This is a genomic window from Auritidibacter ignavus (genome assembly GCF_029853775.1).
In the GTDB taxonomy this organism is placed as follows: Bacteria; Actinomycetota; Actinomycetes; order Actinomycetales; family Micrococcaceae; genus Auritidibacter; species Auritidibacter ignavus.
Window position 1 is genome coordinate 348,223 of the sequence record NZ_CP122564.1, and the last position, 15,726, is coordinate 363,948.

12 protein-coding genes, 1 tRNA gene and 2 pseudogenes are annotated in these 15,726 nt (G+C 57.8%); 6 read left to right on the top strand and 9 right to left on the bottom strand.

Translation table 11 applies throughout. The features are described from left to right. Nucleotides 1–56 precede the first annotated feature (56 nt). Nucleotides 57–130 (bottom strand) — tRNA-Arg (locus QDX22_RS01515). A 259-nt stretch (nucleotides 131–389) separates the two neighbouring features. Between QDX22_RS01515 and QDX22_RS01520 the strand changes: the two genes are divergently transcribed. Together QDX22_RS01520 and ettA are read left to right on the top strand one after the other, a co-directional pair. Continuing rightward, nucleotides 390–854, top strand: coding sequence for a single-stranded DNA-binding protein (locus tag QDX22_RS01520; protein WP_110100375.1), 465 nt, complete (start codon nucleotides 390–392; stop codon nucleotides 852–854). Nucleotides 855–920: 66 nt separating this feature from the next. Next, nucleotides 921–2,603, top strand: a complete 1,683-nt coding sequence (gene ettA / locus QDX22_RS01525) for an energy-dependent translational throttle protein EttA (protein ID WP_110099519.1) — start codon at nucleotides 921–923, stop codon at nucleotides 2,601–2,603. A gap of 142 nt (nucleotides 2,604–2,745) precedes the next feature. Here ettA and QDX22_RS01530 read toward each other — a convergent pair whose 3' ends face one another. Further along, nucleotides 2,746–3,663 (bottom strand): acyl-CoA thioesterase, encoded by a 918-nt coding sequence (locus tag QDX22_RS01530; protein ID WP_110100376.1) that lies wholly within the window; start codon nucleotides 3,661–3,663, stop codon nucleotides 2,746–2,748. A 110-nt stretch (nucleotides 3,664–3,773) separates the two neighbouring features. On the opposite strand from QDX22_RS01530, the gene QDX22_RS01535 reads away from it, so the two are divergent. The 3 genes and pseudogenes from QDX22_RS01535 to QDX22_RS01545 all read left to right on the top strand — a co-directional run bounded on the left by QDX22_RS01535 (nucleotide 3,774) and on the right by QDX22_RS01545 (nucleotide 7,353). After that, entirely contained in the window at nucleotides 3,774–4,460 is a 687-nt protein-coding gene (locus tag QDX22_RS01535) for a DUF8185 domain-containing protein (protein WP_279717924.1), read from the top strand. 68 nt (nucleotides 4,461–4,528) lie between these two features. Continuing rightward, nucleotides 4,529–5,278, top strand: a complete 750-nt coding sequence (locus QDX22_RS01540; protein WP_279717925.1) for an SDR family oxidoreductase — start codon at nucleotides 4,529–4,531, stop codon at nucleotides 5,276–5,278. 765 nt (nucleotides 5,279–6,043) lie between these two features. Next, a pseudogene (locus tag QDX22_RS01545) lies at nucleotides 6,044–7,353 on the top strand (ISL3 family transposase). Here the strand turns inward: QDX22_RS01545 and QDX22_RS01550 are convergent. Both QDX22_RS01550 and QDX22_RS01555 read right to left on the bottom strand, forming a co-directional pair. Further along, a complete protein-coding gene (locus QDX22_RS01550; protein ID WP_279717926.1) occupies nucleotides 7,345–7,605 on the bottom strand; it encodes a hypothetical protein in 261 nt (86 codons plus the stop codon). The pseudogene QDX22_RS01545 and the gene QDX22_RS01550 sit on opposite strands and share 9 nt — an antisense overlap. Before the next feature lie 47 nt (nucleotides 7,606–7,652). Further along, entirely contained in the window at nucleotides 7,653–7,775 is a 123-nt protein-coding gene (locus QDX22_RS01555) for a DeoR family transcriptional regulator (RefSeq protein ID WP_110123443.1), read from the bottom strand. Between the two features lie 972 nt (nucleotides 7,776–8,747). Between QDX22_RS01555 and QDX22_RS01560 the strand changes: the two genes are divergently transcribed. Then, a complete protein-coding gene (locus QDX22_RS01560) occupies nucleotides 8,748–9,902 on the top strand; it encodes a hypothetical protein (protein WP_110123276.1) in 1,155 nt (384 codons plus the stop codon). 231 nt (nucleotides 9,903–10,133) lie between these two features. Here the strand turns inward: QDX22_RS01560 and QDX22_RS01565 are convergent, their stop codons facing one another. From QDX22_RS01565 to pepN, 5 genes and pseudogenes are all read right to left on the bottom strand, one after another. Beyond that, a complete protein-coding gene (locus tag QDX22_RS01565) occupies nucleotides 10,134–10,751 on the bottom strand; it encodes a recombinase family protein (protein WP_279717927.1) in 618 nt (205 codons plus the stop codon). A gap of 161 nt (nucleotides 10,752–10,912) precedes the next feature. After that, nucleotides 10,913–11,752, bottom strand: coding sequence for a MerR family transcriptional regulator (locus tag QDX22_RS01570; RefSeq protein ID WP_279717928.1), 840 nt, complete (start codon nucleotides 11,750–11,752; stop codon nucleotides 10,913–10,915). A gap of 292 nt (nucleotides 11,753–12,044) precedes the next feature. After that, a complete protein-coding gene (locus tag QDX22_RS01575) occupies nucleotides 12,045–12,422 on the bottom strand; it encodes a globin (RefSeq protein ID WP_233242980.1) in 378 nt (125 codons plus the stop codon). A gap of 144 nt (nucleotides 12,423–12,566) precedes the next feature. Further along, a pseudogene (locus QDX22_RS01580) lies at nucleotides 12,567–13,013 on the bottom strand (OsmC family protein); the annotation flags it as partial. Beyond that, nucleotides 13,010–15,709, bottom strand: a complete 2,700-nt coding sequence (gene pepN, locus QDX22_RS01585; RefSeq protein ID WP_279717929.1) for an aminopeptidase N — start codon at nucleotides 15,707–15,709, stop codon at nucleotides 13,010–13,012. The gene pepN and the pseudogene QDX22_RS01580, both read right to left, overlap by 4 nt. Nucleotides 15,710–15,726: the final 17 nt, after the last annotated feature.

The window sequence follows — 15,726 nt, forward strand, 5'->3', positions numbered from 1 at the left end:
CACCGGTCGAGGCAAGACCGGCACACCAGATCAGCACACCAGCACCTGGTCAACAGCGCCCCAGGAGGGATTCGAACCCCCGACCTACGGATTAGAAGGCCGTTGCTCTATCCAGCTGAGCTACTGAGGCAAATGAGCACCCCTATTGTATCCGCTTTGTTCCCCACAGGGCCAATACACGCGCCACCACTATCCACAGTTGAGGTCCTGCAGGTGTCGAGTTGTCCTCAACTCGACGAAGCTGGAGGTAACCCGGACAGGGCACACACGTGCTGCCAGTCTGGGAGCTGAGAACAATGCCATCGATGAATAACCATCACCGTCAGCTCCCACCCACCCACCGCATCGGGGTATTCAGGGGGCAGACATGATGAGAAAGGGGCTGGACGATGCGACAAAACATGACGGTACGAGGCACCGTGGGAACCGAACCACGAAAAGTCACGCTACCCTCGGGGGATTCGGCGGTGGATTTCCGCTTGGCCTCGACGGAACGCAAATGGAATCAGCGCACGGGAGAGTGGGAAGACGGCAATACCAACTGGTTTACCGTCACCGCCTATAAGAAACTGGCCGATAATGTCTACCGCAGTGTCGTGAAAGGTCAACCCGTGGTCGTGACGGGCAATTTGTCCATTCGTCCCTGGACGTCCAAAGACGGACAGCGCCAAGGGACAGCAGTCGAAATCTATGCCACCACCATCGGCCACGATCTGGCGATGGGGTTTGCGGAATTCTCGCGTCCGTACGAAATATTTGCGGGGTCCACCGAGTCTTGGGACGCCTCTCCGCTGGTGCGCGACCCGGTCGAAACCCCGCAGGGGGAGGGCGACGATCCAGAGGTTGCTGCCTAAGCTAGCGTGCGGTGGCCGTGGCGTGCGAGTACGCATTTGCCACGGCCACCGACTACTGTAGAGGGCATGGCGGAATTTATTTACACCATGATCAATGCCCGCAAAAAAGTTGGCGATAAAGTCATCCTCGATGACGTCACCATGTCGTTCTTCCCCGGAGCGAAGATCGGTATGGTCGGCCCCAACGGTGCGGGTAAATCAACGATTCTGAAAATCATGGCCGGTCTGGACGAGGCCTCGAATGGTGAAGCACGTCTCAGCCCGGGATACTCGGTCGGAATTCTCTTGCAGGAACCTCCGCTCAACGAAGAGAAAAATGTGCTGGACAACGTCCGTGAGGGCGTTGGAGAGATCTACCAGAAGCTTGAGCGCTACAACCAGATCTCTGCCGAAATGGCCGAGCCAGATGCGGATTTCGATGCCTTGATGGAAGAAATGGGCACGTTGCAGGAAGAGATTGATGCCGCTGATGCGTGGGACATCGACTCTCAGTTGGAACAAGCCATGGAAGCCCTACAACTACCAGATGGTAACGCTGACGTCACGCATCTCTCTGGTGGTGAACGTCGTCGTGTTGCGCTGTGTAAATTGTTGCTGGAACAGCCTGACCTGTTGTTGCTTGATGAGCCCACCAACCACCTGGACGCAGAATCGGTGCAGTGGCTGGAAGGTCACTTAAAGACCTACCCCGGCGCTGTTATCGCCGTGACTCACGACCGGTATTTCTTGGATCACGTGGCCGAGTGGATTGCAGAAGTCGACCGCGGTCGTCTTTACCCCTACGAAGGTAACTACTCCACGTATTTGGAGAAGAAGCGTGAACGGTTGGCCGTTCAGGGGCGCAAAGACGCCAAGCTGGCCAAACGCCTCAAGGACGAACTCGACTGGGTTCGGACCAATGCCAAGGGGCGTCAAGCCAAGCAGAAGGCTCGTCTGGCACGTTACGAAGAGATGGCAGCTGAAGCGGAGAAGACCCGCAAGCTTGACTTCGAAGAGATTCAGATTCCGCCGGGCCCCCGCTTGGGATCGCAGGTCATCGAAGCCACCAATATTCGCAAAGGCTTTGGCGATCGCGTCCTGATTGATGACCTGTCGTTCTCGCTCCCGCCGAACGGCATCGTCGGTATCATCGGGCCGAACGGTGTGGGTAAGACCACCCTGTTCAAAACCATCGTGGGGCTGGAAGACCTCGACGGTGGAGAGCTGAAGATCGGTGAGTCGGTGAAGATCTCCTACGTGGATCAGAACCGTGCCAATATTGATCCCGAGAAGTCCCTGTGGGAGGTCGTCTCTGACGGACTGGACTACATTCAAGTTGGCAATGTGGAGATGCCTTCTCGGGCCTATGTGTCCGCTTTCGGATTCAAAGGCCCGGACCAGCAGAAGAAAGCTGGTGTGCTCTCCGGCGGTGAGCGTAACCGATTGAACCTGGCGCTGACGTTGAAAGAAGGTGGCAACCTGCTCCTCCTTGACGAGCCGACCAACGACCTCGACGTGGAAACACTCACCTCACTGGAAAACGCTCTGCTGGAATTCCCCGGGTGTGCGGTAGTCATTTCCCACGACCGGTGGTTCTTAGACCGTGTCGCGACCCACATGTTGGCTTGGGAAGGCACCGAAGAAAACCCCGCTCACTGGTACTGGTACGAGGGGAACTTCGAATCCTACGAGGCAAATAAGGTCGAGCGTCTCGGCCCCGAGGCAGCACGTCCGCACCGGGTGACCCACCGGAAACTGACTCGCGACTAGAGTCACGATCTCCACGCCCTGAACACCAACGGGGTCTCGCCATCGTGTGTGGTGAGACCCCGTTGGTGGTTTCTGTGCTGTTAGTGCGATTAGATGCTGTGCTAACAGACGACAGTTACGGCACGTGTCAGGACTGACGAGATCATGAGGACGGGGCGTTGTCGTCATCCGGGGTGCGGATCATGCCTTCTTGGGCGACGGTGGCAATGAGGTCTCCAGCGGTGGAATAGAACTGCCCGATACTGGTGCCTCGCGCCGACTGGGTTGAGGGGTTGGACAGCACATACAGCATCCATTCATCGACCTTGATGGGACGGTGGAACCACATGGCGTGGTCTAGCGAAGCCATCGAAATCCCGGGAGTGGCCCAGAACAGCCCGGCCTGGCGCAGAATCGGATCAAAGGGCATATAGTCAGCTGCATAGGCCAGGGCAGCCGCCTGCTGATTATGTCCCAGCTCGATGCCGGAAAAGGTCTTCAACCAGCACGCTGTTTGCGAGGAACGCTCCTGCGCAGGACCGATGTAGACCGGTTCGGAAATCATCCGAATATCGAAGGGGCGACGTGAGGCCATCTCCTGGGCTTGAGGATGGTCAATGCCGCCCAACAACTCTTCAGTGCTGGGGATGCTCCGTGGGTCGGGCATGCCCTGCGGCATGGGCTGGAAAAAGTCCATCCCGGATGCCTCGGCCTGGAAGGAACAGGTCAGGGTCAGAATGGTCTTACCGTGTTGCTGCGCTGCCACATGGCGAACCGAAAAAGACCGTCCATCGCGGACTTCTTCCACCACAAAGTTAATGGGCACCTGGGCATCGCCGGGTCGGACGAAATAGGCATGCATCGAATGCAGGTGCCGTTCGTCATCGACCGTGTCACCAGCGGCAATCAATGCCTGGGCCAGGACCTGGCCCCCAAACACACGCCCACCATATTGTGGCGGCGTTGTGCCGGTATAGATTTTCTTGGAATCAATGATTGCCTGATACTCCAGATCCAAGACTTGACGGAGTAGATCCGTTGAATCTAGCCTCGGCGTCTCGGAACCATTGGTCTCGGTCATGTGAATGGTGCCCCTCTGATGAGTGCGATGCGAATAATTCTGTCATCGATCATAACCGCTCGTGTCGTCAACAGAGCGCACGCGTGTTCCATTCGTGGGAGAATGGCGGGATGACTCAGGGGCACCGCATACCGCTGGCCAATGACCGTGTCGTGAACGATTTGCATCGCTTTGCGGAACGGGCCAAGCACCTTCAAGCCACCAGCATGCGTCTCCAAGTCCAACGCAATGTTTTGGTGACCACCGTCAATATTTTCAGCCCCCTGAGCCTTGGCGACCAGATGCCCTACGTCCTCGGTGTTCGGACCGTGGGGTTGAACAACTCTGAGGACCAAGTTGGTGTGCTGGATGGACTCGACCGTGTCTACCCGTTACAAGCGATTACCGACCGTACCAGTCGGATGACCTCCCAGGACATCACGTGGCTCACGCTACCTCCGGTAGAAGAAGAAACCGCCTGGACCGGCATGACACCGCCTAGAACCCAGTGGCGACTGGTAGCGGTGATCGACGACGCTGAGCTGAGCGAATTATCTCGACAGGGCATCCGCCACGTCGCAGAAACGTTGCCCACCAGTCCCGGGGCCGCAATGGTTCACCAGGCCCGCACCGCAATCTGGGGTGAGACATACGGCGACCCGGCCGTGGCGCAATTTCCGGCCGGGATGGCTTTTGCCGCGTCCGGACTGAGTTTTTTGACCCAGCGGGGCACCTCCCAGCTGTTTCGGGCAGGAGTCTGGTTGCGACTGACATCTCGGGGCGGGCACATCGTCTCGCGTCCGGCCATCACCGTCTAGCGGCCTCGAGTACGGTGCGTCACCAGTGATCTCTATTCAGTGTCGTGCTGGTCCTTTAGAGTGACCGTATGAGGGCAATTTTCATTTCTGGAGCAGCCACAGGAATTGGCCGGGCCACCGCACAAAAATTCTTATCCGCCGGATGGTTCGTGGGAGCCTACGACGTCAACGAGATTCCCTACGGACATCCACACCTGATCACCGGGCACTTGGATGTCACCCACCCACAGCAGTGGGATACAGCACTGGCTGAATTCACCTCGCACACCGGGGGACGGCTCGATGTGCTCGACAATAACGCCGGCGTGATCATTGACGGTGCTCTGGCTCGCCAAGACCCCGCCCGAATTCTGAACACCATTGAGGTCAACTGCGCCGGACCAACCTACGGTGCCCGGGCAGCACACCCGTATTTGAAGGCCACACCCGGCTCCACCCTGGTGAATATGTGCTCGGCATCGGCGATTTACGGTCAGCCCGATGTGCTGGTGTATTCGGCCACGAAATTCTACGTCAAAGGATTGACCGAAGGACTCGGGCTGGAATGGAAACACGATGATATTCGGGTCATCGATGTCATGCCGCTGTGGGCCAAGACGGCACTGGCTGAGGTGAGCGCCAAATCCATCCGAACGCTGGGGGTGCGGATTACCCCGCGAGACGTCGCCGAAAAGATCTACACCGCGGTGCATCCGCGCAACCAATGGCAACGGGCCAGTATCCACTACGGAGTCTCACTGCCCGATATGGCATTCCGGAAACTCCGTGCGCTGGCCCCGGACCGGACGGTGGCTCGGGTCCTCCGCCACCTGGTCTAGCGTCGTATAACTACCTCAACGGCATTCGGTGGCAAGACCGTGCCGACCCACCCGCGACAGGGACCAGGACCGAGGATTCGAGCGGTAAATCTTCAGATAGAATTTTAATTTTGCTGTGCAGGTAGTTGCTCGATCGAATAGGTATATTAGGTGTCATTAGAGGAACGGCGGTTTACTGCTAGTAGAGCTACTGCACAAATAAAATATGGTACGGAAACAATCAAAATTGACTCTAACGGCGTTTTCACGCTGATCATGAATAGCAAGAAGATTGCACCAAAAGCCATCATGATCCAAAACCAACGAGTCCGCTGTCGATTATTCCAGTGTATGAGAACACGCCCCTATTATTTATCGGCAGTAATTAGCGGTGCCAACAGCGTTTTCCGCCATTGCACCTGAAACAGCTCCTGCTGCTGTTCCTATTACAGGAACGGCACTTCCAGTAGCTGTTCCTGCAAGTCCGCCGCCTACTCCTGAACCTACGATTCCCAGCCAACATTTAGCGTCCCTTCCAGCAGATTGAGCCCCTAAAGAGCCTGAGGCATCGGAATCGCTGTCGACGGCTGTGACTATCAGGGTGTTGTCATCTTCAATGCCATATTTAAGAGCTACTTCATTCCCGTAAGCGTCCGTAGTTTCCTGGCTCTTCGTAATTGAGGGTGTGGATCAGTGATTCCAGGACACGGCGTGGCGCTGTCCGGATAGACGTCGAGGTCTTCCGATGATGGAAGTTCTTACACAGTCCATCCGAAAGACCTCGACGTGTCCAAGCTTACTTTCTCATCTCCTGATCTCACGACGTTCTGCCGGCTCGACTCCCTTGACCTCACGTGCATTGGCCAGCACATCACCGGGCACAAAGCCATTCTGGAATGCCAGCCCAACACTGCCGATGACTGGTGCCGACGGTGTGGCGGACACGGGATCGTCCGCGACACCGTCGTCCGCCGCCTCGCCCACGAACCCTTCGGCCACCGGCCACCACGCTTCACATTCGCCTCCGCCGGTACAAATGCGTCGAATGCGGCCGCGTATGGCGTCAGAACACCACTGCTGCGGCGCCACCACGAGCGAAGATCTCGCGAACCGGCCTCGACTGGGCGCTGCGTGCCCTCGTCATCGACCACGACACCGTGTCCGTGATCGCAGGCAAACTCGCCGTGTCCTGGCACACCGCGAACTCCGCGATCCTCGCGCAGGGACATCGACTGCTGATCGACGACCCGGCCCGGTTCGACGGGGTCAGCGTCATTGGTGTCGACGAACACGTCTGGCGGCACACCAGGCGCGGTGACAAGTACGTCACCGTCATCATCGACCTTACTCCCATCAGCCAGAAAGCAGGCCCGGCACGCCTGCTCGACATGGTGCCCGGACGATCGAAACAGGTGTTCAAGCAATGGTTGAAAGCCCGACCGAAAGACTGGCGTGATGGCATCGACGTCGTCGCGATGGACGGATTCTCCGGCTTCAAAACAGCCTCCGTTGAGGAACTGCCCGAGGCTGTCGAAGTCATGGACCCGTTCCACGTCGTCAAACTCGCCGGTGATGCCCTCGACGAGGTACGCCGCCGCATTCAGCAGGAAACCACCGGGCATCGCGGACGAGCAACAGACCCGTTGTATCGAGCGCGCAGGACTCTGCACACCGGTGCTGATCTGCTCACGGCCAAACAGCAGGAGCGGATCGTAGACCTCTTCGCCGACGCCAACTTCACCGCCGTCGAAGTCACCTGGGCCGTCTATCAAGACATTGTGCGCGCTTACCGAACCAACGACGGCAACGAGGGCAAGAAGCTCTTACAAACAGTCATCGACGATCTGACGACGAATCTGCCGACAGGACTGGCCGAACTCAAGCGGTTAGGACGGACTCTGAAGCGTCGAGCTGCTGATATCCTGGCGTTCTTCACCCGACCGGGAACGTCGAACGGGCCTACCGAAGCGATCAATGGCAGGCTCGAACACCTACGGGGCTCAGCACTCGGCTTCCGCAACCTCACGCACTACATCGCGAGATGTCTGCTCGAGTCCGGCGGCTTCAGACCGGTTCTACACTCTCAATTACGATGAGCCAGTTTCCTCCGGCAGGGCTTCTTCAGTCTCGCCCGTCTCTAGGTTAATTGCCTCTACTTCGCCATCATCAGTAGCCTCAAAAGAATAATCAGAAAACTCTAGCTGGACTTGATGTTCATTCAGCTGTTGCTGGTCAACTGTTTGGTCATCATGGCTTTCATCTGCAGCATGTGCAGCACCTGTAGAAAAAACCATGCAAGCGCTTAGGGCTAAGACACCAAATGGTTTGATAGCTGCTGAGCTTTTCATAGGGCGCTCCTAGCGATTGCAGGTGAAATCTATACCCATCGAGGTTTTCACTGCCGCTCAGGCTTGTCAATGAAAAAACGACTATTATTCAGGCCTCTGCGCACGGTAGACCGCGAGACGTCGAACTGTTCGGTGATTTGGGCGATGGTGAACCCAGGACGCTTCGACATGATCCGAATCTGGTCCCTGGTCGTGGTCTTGGTGATTGAGTGCGTTGTGGACGGTGCTGACTGAACACCCAGCTTGCTCAGCAATGGCCCGCATCGATAAACTCTGCCCCTGCAGTTTGCGGATCTTTCTACGGCGCTGTTCACCGCGGTTGAGATCATCGTTCCGGGGTTCAGCAACGAAATCACGCATGGTTCTAGGAGAAAAGCCTAGCTGTTCAGCTGACATTTGAGGCCTCCAATAAATCTTGGGCGCTTAATCCGTTCCGTCTTTATTGACCACTTTCCCGTCCTCGTGCCACTTGGATAGTGCTGAATGTTGCCTCATAGACTGCTACCCCATTGGTCCACATCCGGGACTGGGTAGTGATCCATCTGTGGATGCCGTTGGCAATCTGTTGGGCCTCATTTTTCCGGAGTGGTTCACTGAACTCCGCATTCAACTCATGAACATGCCAACTCACAGCCACGTAGAAATCATAAGAATCGCCCAAGTGATGGCGCAGTAACCGAGACGTCTGGGGGATTTCCTAAGGCGTCTTCACAGTAGGCCTGAACCACGTCAGATGTTTCAGGGATCCACGGCAGCTAAACTCCACCGCTTACTCAAGGAGGTCCTCCGGACGCAAAAGATCCAGTTCGATGATTGGCACGCGGGAATCGCGCTCAGCCTTGAAGGCTTGGATCGTAAAAGAAGGTATACCCAGACGGACTCGATGCTGAAGGCGTGCCGGTTAGTGTTGTAACCTACCCTCTTTGTGGGCCTCATGCTGAAGTTTCCTGCGAGGATGCTGCCTGGGGCACCAGCGGCGTAAAGATCTCCTCAGGCGTCGTTGAAGAGGCCATCGCGGACACTGAGTATTACGCGATAGGTGGTATCCTGCTGCCGAATGGCGACTCCCATCCTGACAGTTTCATGGCTTTGCTGACAAAGCAAAGCGGAGATGAAGAACCCAAGAAGTGAGGGTTAAGTACATGGGCGGTAGTCCCCCAGAATTAAGCATTGAACAAGTCCTACTTTCCGGCCCCCGAGGCCGCCGTTTCTTGCTGGAGTATGCCCTGGCTTCCGAACTTGCACGCAATCCGGTTCGTGCCGAAGGCACGTTCGGTCATGCAGCGATCCTCGCCTCCCGTCACCTGGAGCCTGGCAATAACAACACGGATGCGGTTTTCGGTGAGCCCATGTCGGATACGCACCTAGTGGAGGTCACCCCTGCTGCGGTCGCAGAGCGCCTCGATGCTGTCGAACTGCCCGACCCGACACCGCAATCGCTCCGACAAGCCTTGGTAGCGGCTGTGGGCAACGCCCGGTACTGGCAGGAGCCCGACGGCGAAGACCTACTAGCGGCAGTTCCCGAGATGTATCTTGGCCTCCAACGTGTAGCCCAGCATGTCGCTGCCTCTCAACTGACAGCATGGTGGTGCACGCCAGTCTATATCCCGGCACAATATTCAGTGCAATGGGAAGATGCTCCTCCACCAGCTATCCCTGATGATATTCAGGCAGCCCTGTTGGCAGCCCGACACCGCGAACGGACCGAAGAACATGCCGCTCGTACGGAACGCGACGCGGACCCCACTGCGAACTGGAGTGGCGAATGGTGGTCACACCCACCCAAGACCATGCCCTCCTCCACGCGCTTGCTGTTTGATGGCAGTCCTGCCGGGCTTTGGTTCGTCGAGGATCACCTCGGATGGGAGCGCGCAAACAGCGTGGAGCTGATCGTACCGAAGAAAGCGTCGGTGTTCGAAATTTATAGTGCCGCTGACTGGGCAGAACTGTGCGCGCGATTTCCGCTGGAGGTGACCGCACAGAAACGCCACGATTGGTACCGTACAACCGGACGCACCGGCCGTTGGGTGATCCCCGATTGGGCGCAGGTCGCAGAGCATTATGACGCCGTACATCTCCAGGTCGGCGCATATCTGGCCGCAGCCGGTGTGACGATTCCCGTCAATGAGATCACGGGTACTGCTAGTGTCATCGCCGGTTGGAACCCCGATGAAACCTACTGGTTCTCCTCGCACATTACCCACAGCCAGGAAAGCACCTGCTGGATGCTTGAAGACGGTGGCACCGACATGGTGTGGAAACCCGCATCAACCCGGAAGCCTCATCAGCACGAATGAGGGTTTGTGATGCTCGATAGTGGTGGATTTAGCTTATCGGGATACGCAGAAAAGACCAGGCTTGTGTTATATGGCGCTCTCTGGTAAAGAAAAGTCTTTTTGGTGGGTATAGATGAGTTGCCGAACCTGCTATCTCGGTTTGATGCCAGCAATATGGGCTGTACTGCCGCAGATATTCGGCACGCTCACTGTCATTTCCAGAAGCTGACTGCACGGATTTCAGAAGACGATTCATAGGTCGATGCCAAGGAGCTTTTTACCGTCGAGACGGAGTTCCCCTGTCGGAGAGACGTGGCGGTAAAGGGTTTGCCGGGTGACTCCGAGTTCTTTGCACAGCTCACCGACCTTGGTACCCGGTTGGCCCATGGACGCCGCAGCCAGGCGGACTTTGGCCGGCGTCATTTTGTAGGGTCGCCCACCTTTGCGGCCACGTGCTCGCGCTGAAGCGAGTCCGGCCTTGGTGCGTTCAGAACTCAGGTCACGTTCAAACTCCGCCAGAGCAGCGAAAATGCCAAACACCAGTTTGCCGGAAGCAGTCGTGGTGTCAATGGCCGCCCCTTGACCAGTGAGCACCTTCAACCCCACGCCACGGTCGGTCAGATCATGGACGACATTCACTAAGTGCCGCAAATCCCGACCCAGCCGGTCGAGCTTCCACACGATCAACGTGTCCCCGGAGCGCAACGCTTTCAGACACGCCGCTAGCTGGGGACGATCGTCTTGTTTGCCGGACGCTTGATCTTCGTAAATCTGCTCCGGGTCCACGCCTGCGGCAAGCAGCGCGTCCCGTTGCAGGTTCGTGGTTTGGGACCCGTCTGCTTTTGAGACTCGTGCGTACCCGATCAACATCCTGGTCTGCTCCTGTCATGTATTCGTTCGTTTAAGTGACAATCCGACGGCACAGCACCGACTAGGGAAAATTGTCACTTAACCCGTTATGTATTCTACGTCATGCAAACAGGGTCGCCGGCAGCTAATGTGACAGATATTCTAGACGCAAGAGCACCCTCTTATGGGTTGATGGTGGCAGTGATTTCCATGGCCACCGGCACACCTTCGTCGTGGAGTACTGCGGCTTGTCGTAGTTGACGAAATTGGTGGCCGTTTTTATCCAGGTATTCGACGAAGTCGAGATACTTCGGATGCAGCAAACGACCGCCTGCAGTATCGTCAAGGAGGTCGTCTTCAACCTCATCGATCTCGGTGCGCACGAATGCTTCGGTACGATCTGGCAGAGTCCCAGTGCGTAGCTCTACACCGTCGAGGGAGAAGTCCTTCGGGACTGGTTCACGCACCGGCCAACTCAACAATACCTCCACCTCATCAGCGGCATCAGCTGGATCGATAGCAGTCCACCAGCCGCCGATAGGCGGATTACCCGCCTGATATAGTGCGGTGTGGAGCATCTGAAAGTCGCTGTTTGCCCAATCGGCATCGTCAATGTCATCGTCTGCGACCCGGACCGTGGTTGAGATCGCTGCCCAATGGGTGGGACCGACGTGCCGGGTTTTGACGTCTGGCTGCTGGCCTGATTCGGCCAGCATGCCTTGGCCGATACGGATCGCTCGGTCTTGAACTTCCCGCTGGGCTTGGAGCTGACGCTCATGGGTGGCCAGCAGGTCCACAGCACGGTCTGGCTCCTGCAACACCTGTTCGACAGATTCCAGCGGCATCCCAGCTGCCCGCAGAACCCGAATAGTGGTAGCGGCCCGTAGCTGCCCGGCGACGTAGAACCGGTACCCGGTGGCCGGGTCGACCTCGGCCGCTGGCAGGATTCCACGCTCATCATAAAATCGCAGCGCCTTCACGCTGATACCGGTGTGCAGGGCAAATTCTCCAATAGTCATCATGACTGCAATCTCCTCAAGTAGGGCTAACACTTTTCAGTATCAGGCCTCCAGTAACAGGAGAGTCAAACGCTCCACACCCTGCAGCCAGACACCCGTATTGAGGATCGGCAACCGCACAGGGAAAACGCCTGACCGATAAGGAACTCAATGGCAGGTTGTGCAGGCGACTCCTGACAATGACATGTCAGAAGCTGGCTACACACCCCGCGCCACGACTGGCATCGAAATGCAGTCGCCTTCTGAAACTGACAGTGTGTAAAGGGGTATGCCTGGTTTGGCGACATATTCAGGGCTAAGACCGGTTCTGCATCGCGTGGGCGGCGCGCTCGAGGTAATCCCACAGGGTCTCTTCCTGCAGGGGAGCAAGGTCTAAGGACTTCACCGCGACCTTCATGTATTTCAACCAGGTATCCCGTTCTTGGGGCCCGATCTCGAAGGGCATGTGGCGCTTCCGCAACCGCGGGTGGCCACGTTGCTGGGAATAAGTGGTGGGCCCACCCCAGTACTGTTCCAGAAACATGCGCAGTCGAGCTTCTGCAGGACCCAGGTCTTCCTCGGGATACAGGGCACGGAACTCCGGGTCCGTGGCGACCTGCTCGTAGAACACCCGCGCCAGTTTCGCGAAGGTTTCGTGTCCGCCCACCTGGTCGTAGAAGCTACGCTGTTCCACTGCCGGGGAACCGGTGGCACCGGTGACCGACACGGGTTTTTTGGCCGGTCGGGGCGGTCGCAGTGCAATCGGAGCACCCAGGCGGGTGGTGAACTGAGGTGACTTTCGCTTAGGTTCTCCGGTGGTCACCGGCTTGATGGCCACCGGAAAATTCACCGACCGGGCGACGAAACACTGTTGATGAGCTGTCTCGTGCAACTCTCCGGCCCGCTGGTAGGCCTGGGGGTCCTGGTCATGAGTCGCCTCATCCAGCCACACCTGGGGGCGTAACACCGCACTGGCGACTTGTCCGCCCTCTTTCAGGTCGTGCGAGAGCAGTAGCTCGCCACCGACCTCGATGTGGGAGACCGCCAATTTTTCTTGGCCTGCCACGAATAAGTACGACAGAATATGGCACTCGGCCAGAGCCGCCAGCAATAACTGCTCCGGATTCCACCGGGAGGTGTCACCATGAAACGCTCTGGCCGCTGAGCCCTGCAGTTCACCGGGCCCATCGGCCTGGATGAGGATATCTCGGGTGAACCCCCGCTTCGGGTGCGGGGTGTCACGGCTCGACCATTCGGCGCGTAACTGAAAGGTGTGTTCCATCATGCGTCGTTCGTCTCGTTCGTGCTACCGGTGCTGCGGTGATTGCCAGACGGTGTCGTTTCAAAGGCTCGTTGGGCCCTCAGGGACCGGATCAGATCATCGCGGTTTTCTGCCAGAACTCGTTGCAGCGCAGAATGGTTGGTAGATGCCAGGACGGTCGAGGCCTTCTCGAGAGTGGATTCGGAGACATCCCAGCCGGGGAAGAGGCCTTCGGCGAACGTTTCGGCCATCTCGTGCGAGCGCTGGCCCCAGACGGTGTCGATGACCTCGAAGTACTGGTCAATGAACGGTTCCAGCACTGCACGGTCGTGGACCCGGTTGAAACCAATAATGGTTTGGCGCTGGGTGGTATTGGACATATCAGCCTCCACCAGCCGGCTCCAGGTGTCAGCTTTGGCTTGTGCTTCGGGCCGGGCTGCCATGGCCTTATGACGAGACAACGCTCCCGTGGCCGTGGTATCGGCCTGAGCCGCTGCCTCGATCTCCGTCACCCCGGCGTAGCCACCGGCTACCAGCGAGGTCAGCGCATCCCAGCGCAGTTCGTCGGAGAGCACCAGCCCGGGCAACCGCGGATCCTGACCGTGAGCACCATAGCTGAGCACCTCGGAGAGGATCTCGAGCTGGTGGTGGCGGGCATGGAGAATGAACGCCTTGAAGAACTGGAGCTGGGTATCACTGCCGGCCGGTGCCGCGGTGGCCAGCTCCCAGAGCTTCTCGGCGACCGTGTGCCGGATCTGGGGCTGATGGCTGGCCGGAACATATCGATTCAGTGCGGTATTGAGCTGACGGATCAGAGTGAAGATCAAACTCGAGTGGGTCTCTGCACCCAGATGCTTCAGCAAGGTACTAATAAACGCCGAGGCCGAGAGCACTCCATCACGGGTCATGTGCCACAATGCACCCCAGAGCACCGCACGAGCTCCGGAATCTGCCACATCCGACAGCCGGTCGATGGTGGTGCGCGCGGAATCCGGGTCCAGCACCACCTTCGCATAGGTCAGGTCTTCATCATTGACTAGCAGAATGTCCGGGACCTTCGTGCCGGCCGGTACGTGGACCTCGGTGGTCTCACCGGTGATGTCGAGCTCGATCCGTTCGGCCCGAATCAGCCGTTCGGGGTGGGCCGGGTCGTTCCGGTAGCAGCCCACCACCGCCCGGTGGGGACGCAATGGCGTTTCACTGTGCTGAGACGACTGCAGGATCTGCAAACAGGAGATCGTCTCACCGTCCTCGGCAAGCTGTAGCTGTGGCTCGAGCGTGTTGATCCCAGAGCTCCTCAGCCACAGCTCGGACCACTCGGCCAGGTCACGGCCCGAGGCCAGCTGCAGTTCACCGAGGAGATCTTTCAGCGCCGTATTGCCATAGGCATGAGTATGGAAATAACGACGCACACCTTCCACAAATGCGTCGTGACCTACATAGGCCACCAGTTGCCGGAGCACCGAGGCACCCTTGGCATAGGTGATGCCATCGAAATTCACCAGCACGTCATTCAGGTTCCTGATATCGGCCACAATCGGATGCGTGGTGCTGAGCTGGTCCTGGCGGTAGGCCCAGGTTTTCTCGACCGCGGAAAAGGTGGTCCAGGCTTGATCAAACCGGGTGTTCTGCACCGCTGCGACGTGGGAGACGAACTCGGCGAAGGACTCATTCAGCCACAGATCATTCCACCAGCGCATGGTCACCAAGTCGCCGAACCACATGTGGGCCATCTCGTGCAGGATCGTGATGGCCCGTCGTTCGACCAGCTGTTCGGCCACCGGGCCACGGAAGACATAGTCCTCCAAGAATGTCACGGCGCCGGCATTTTCCATCGCCCCGGCATTGAACTCTGGGACAAATAGCTGATCATATTTTTCAAACGGGTAGGGCGTATTGAATTCGTGCTCAAAGAAGTCGAAACCTTGCCGGGTGATTTCAAAGAGGTTGTCACCGTCCAAATACTCGGCAATCGAAGCCCGGCAGTACAGTCCCAGCGGAATCTCTCGGCCGGTGGTGGAGGTGGCTGTGGAGTGCACCGAATAGTAGGGGCCGGCAATCAGCGCGGTCACATATGAAGACAGTCGTGGCGTGGGTGTGAATTCCCAGCGAGCCAGATGCCCCCGGCTGTGGTGTGCTGTGTCGTCCCGGCGACCGGTCACACCGGCTCCGGCTAATAATTCCAGAGGAATCGGATCCGGGGTGGGTTGGTTGGAGATCACGGTCCAGTGGTCCGGGGCGATGACCGTGAACTGGAAGGTGGCTTTCAGATCGGGTTGTTCAAAGACCGTGAACACCCGGCGCGAGTCGGGCACCTCGAACTGCGAATACAGGTAGGTCTCGTTATCGACCGGATCCACAAAGCGGTGTAGTCCCTCACCGGTATTGGTATAGCGGGCCACAGCATCGACGACCAGCACGTTGGTATCGGCGAGATGCTCGACCGGCAGGGCAATACGAGCGCCGTGATACTCGTCGGTGGGTAGGTTGATGCCGTTCAGACTCACCTCGCGCAACGAGTCCCCAACAAAGTCGATGAAACTGTATTCCGGGGCGATACTGGCGCGGTCCGCAGCGGTAAAGTGCACCTCGGTACGAGACCCGAACACTTCACCGTCCCACGAGAGATCCAGCTCAACCTGGTACGACTCGACATCGAACGCGGTGGCCCGCGCTTGTGCTTCGGTGGCCGTGATATTGAGCAACTGTGATGTGGTCATCCTCTACAAAACACCTC

Coding starts and splice junctions, on each gene's coding strand:
- QDX22_RS01520 (WP_110100375.1), top strand. CDS start 390: ATGCGACAAAACATGACGGTACGAGGCACCGTGGGAACCGAACCACGA.
- ettA (WP_110099519.1), top strand. CDS start 921: ATGGCGGAATTTATTTACACCATGATCAATGCCCGCAAAAAAGTTGGC.
- QDX22_RS01530 (WP_110100376.1), bottom strand. CDS start 3,663: ATGACCGAGACCAATGGTTCCGAGACGCCGAGGCTAGATTCAACGGAT.
- QDX22_RS01535 (WP_279717924.1), top strand. CDS start 3,774: ATGACTCAGGGGCACCGCATACCGCTGGCCAATGACCGTGTCGTGAAC.
- QDX22_RS01540 (WP_279717925.1), top strand. CDS start 4,529: ATGAGGGCAATTTTCATTTCTGGAGCAGCCACAGGAATTGGCCGGGCC.
- QDX22_RS01550 (WP_279717926.1), bottom strand. CDS start 7,605: ATGAAAAGCTCAGCAGCTATCAAACCATTTGGTGTCTTAGCCCTAAGC.
- QDX22_RS01555 (WP_110123443.1), bottom strand. CDS start 7,775: ATGTCGAAGCGTCCTGGGTTCACCATCGCCCAAATCACCGAACAGTTC.
- QDX22_RS01560 (WP_110123276.1), top strand. CDS start 8,748: ATGGGCGGTAGTCCCCCAGAATTAAGCATTGAACAAGTCCTACTTTCC.
- QDX22_RS01565 (WP_279717927.1), bottom strand. CDS start 10,751: ATGTTGATCGGGTACGCACGAGTCTCAAAAGCAGACGGGTCCCAAACC.
- QDX22_RS01570 (WP_279717928.1), bottom strand. CDS start 11,752: ATGATGACTATTGGAGAATTTGCCCTGCACACCGGTATCAGCGTGAAG.
- pepN (WP_279717929.1), bottom strand. CDS start 15,709: ATGACCACATCACAGTTGCTCAATATCACGGCCACCGAAGCACAAGCG.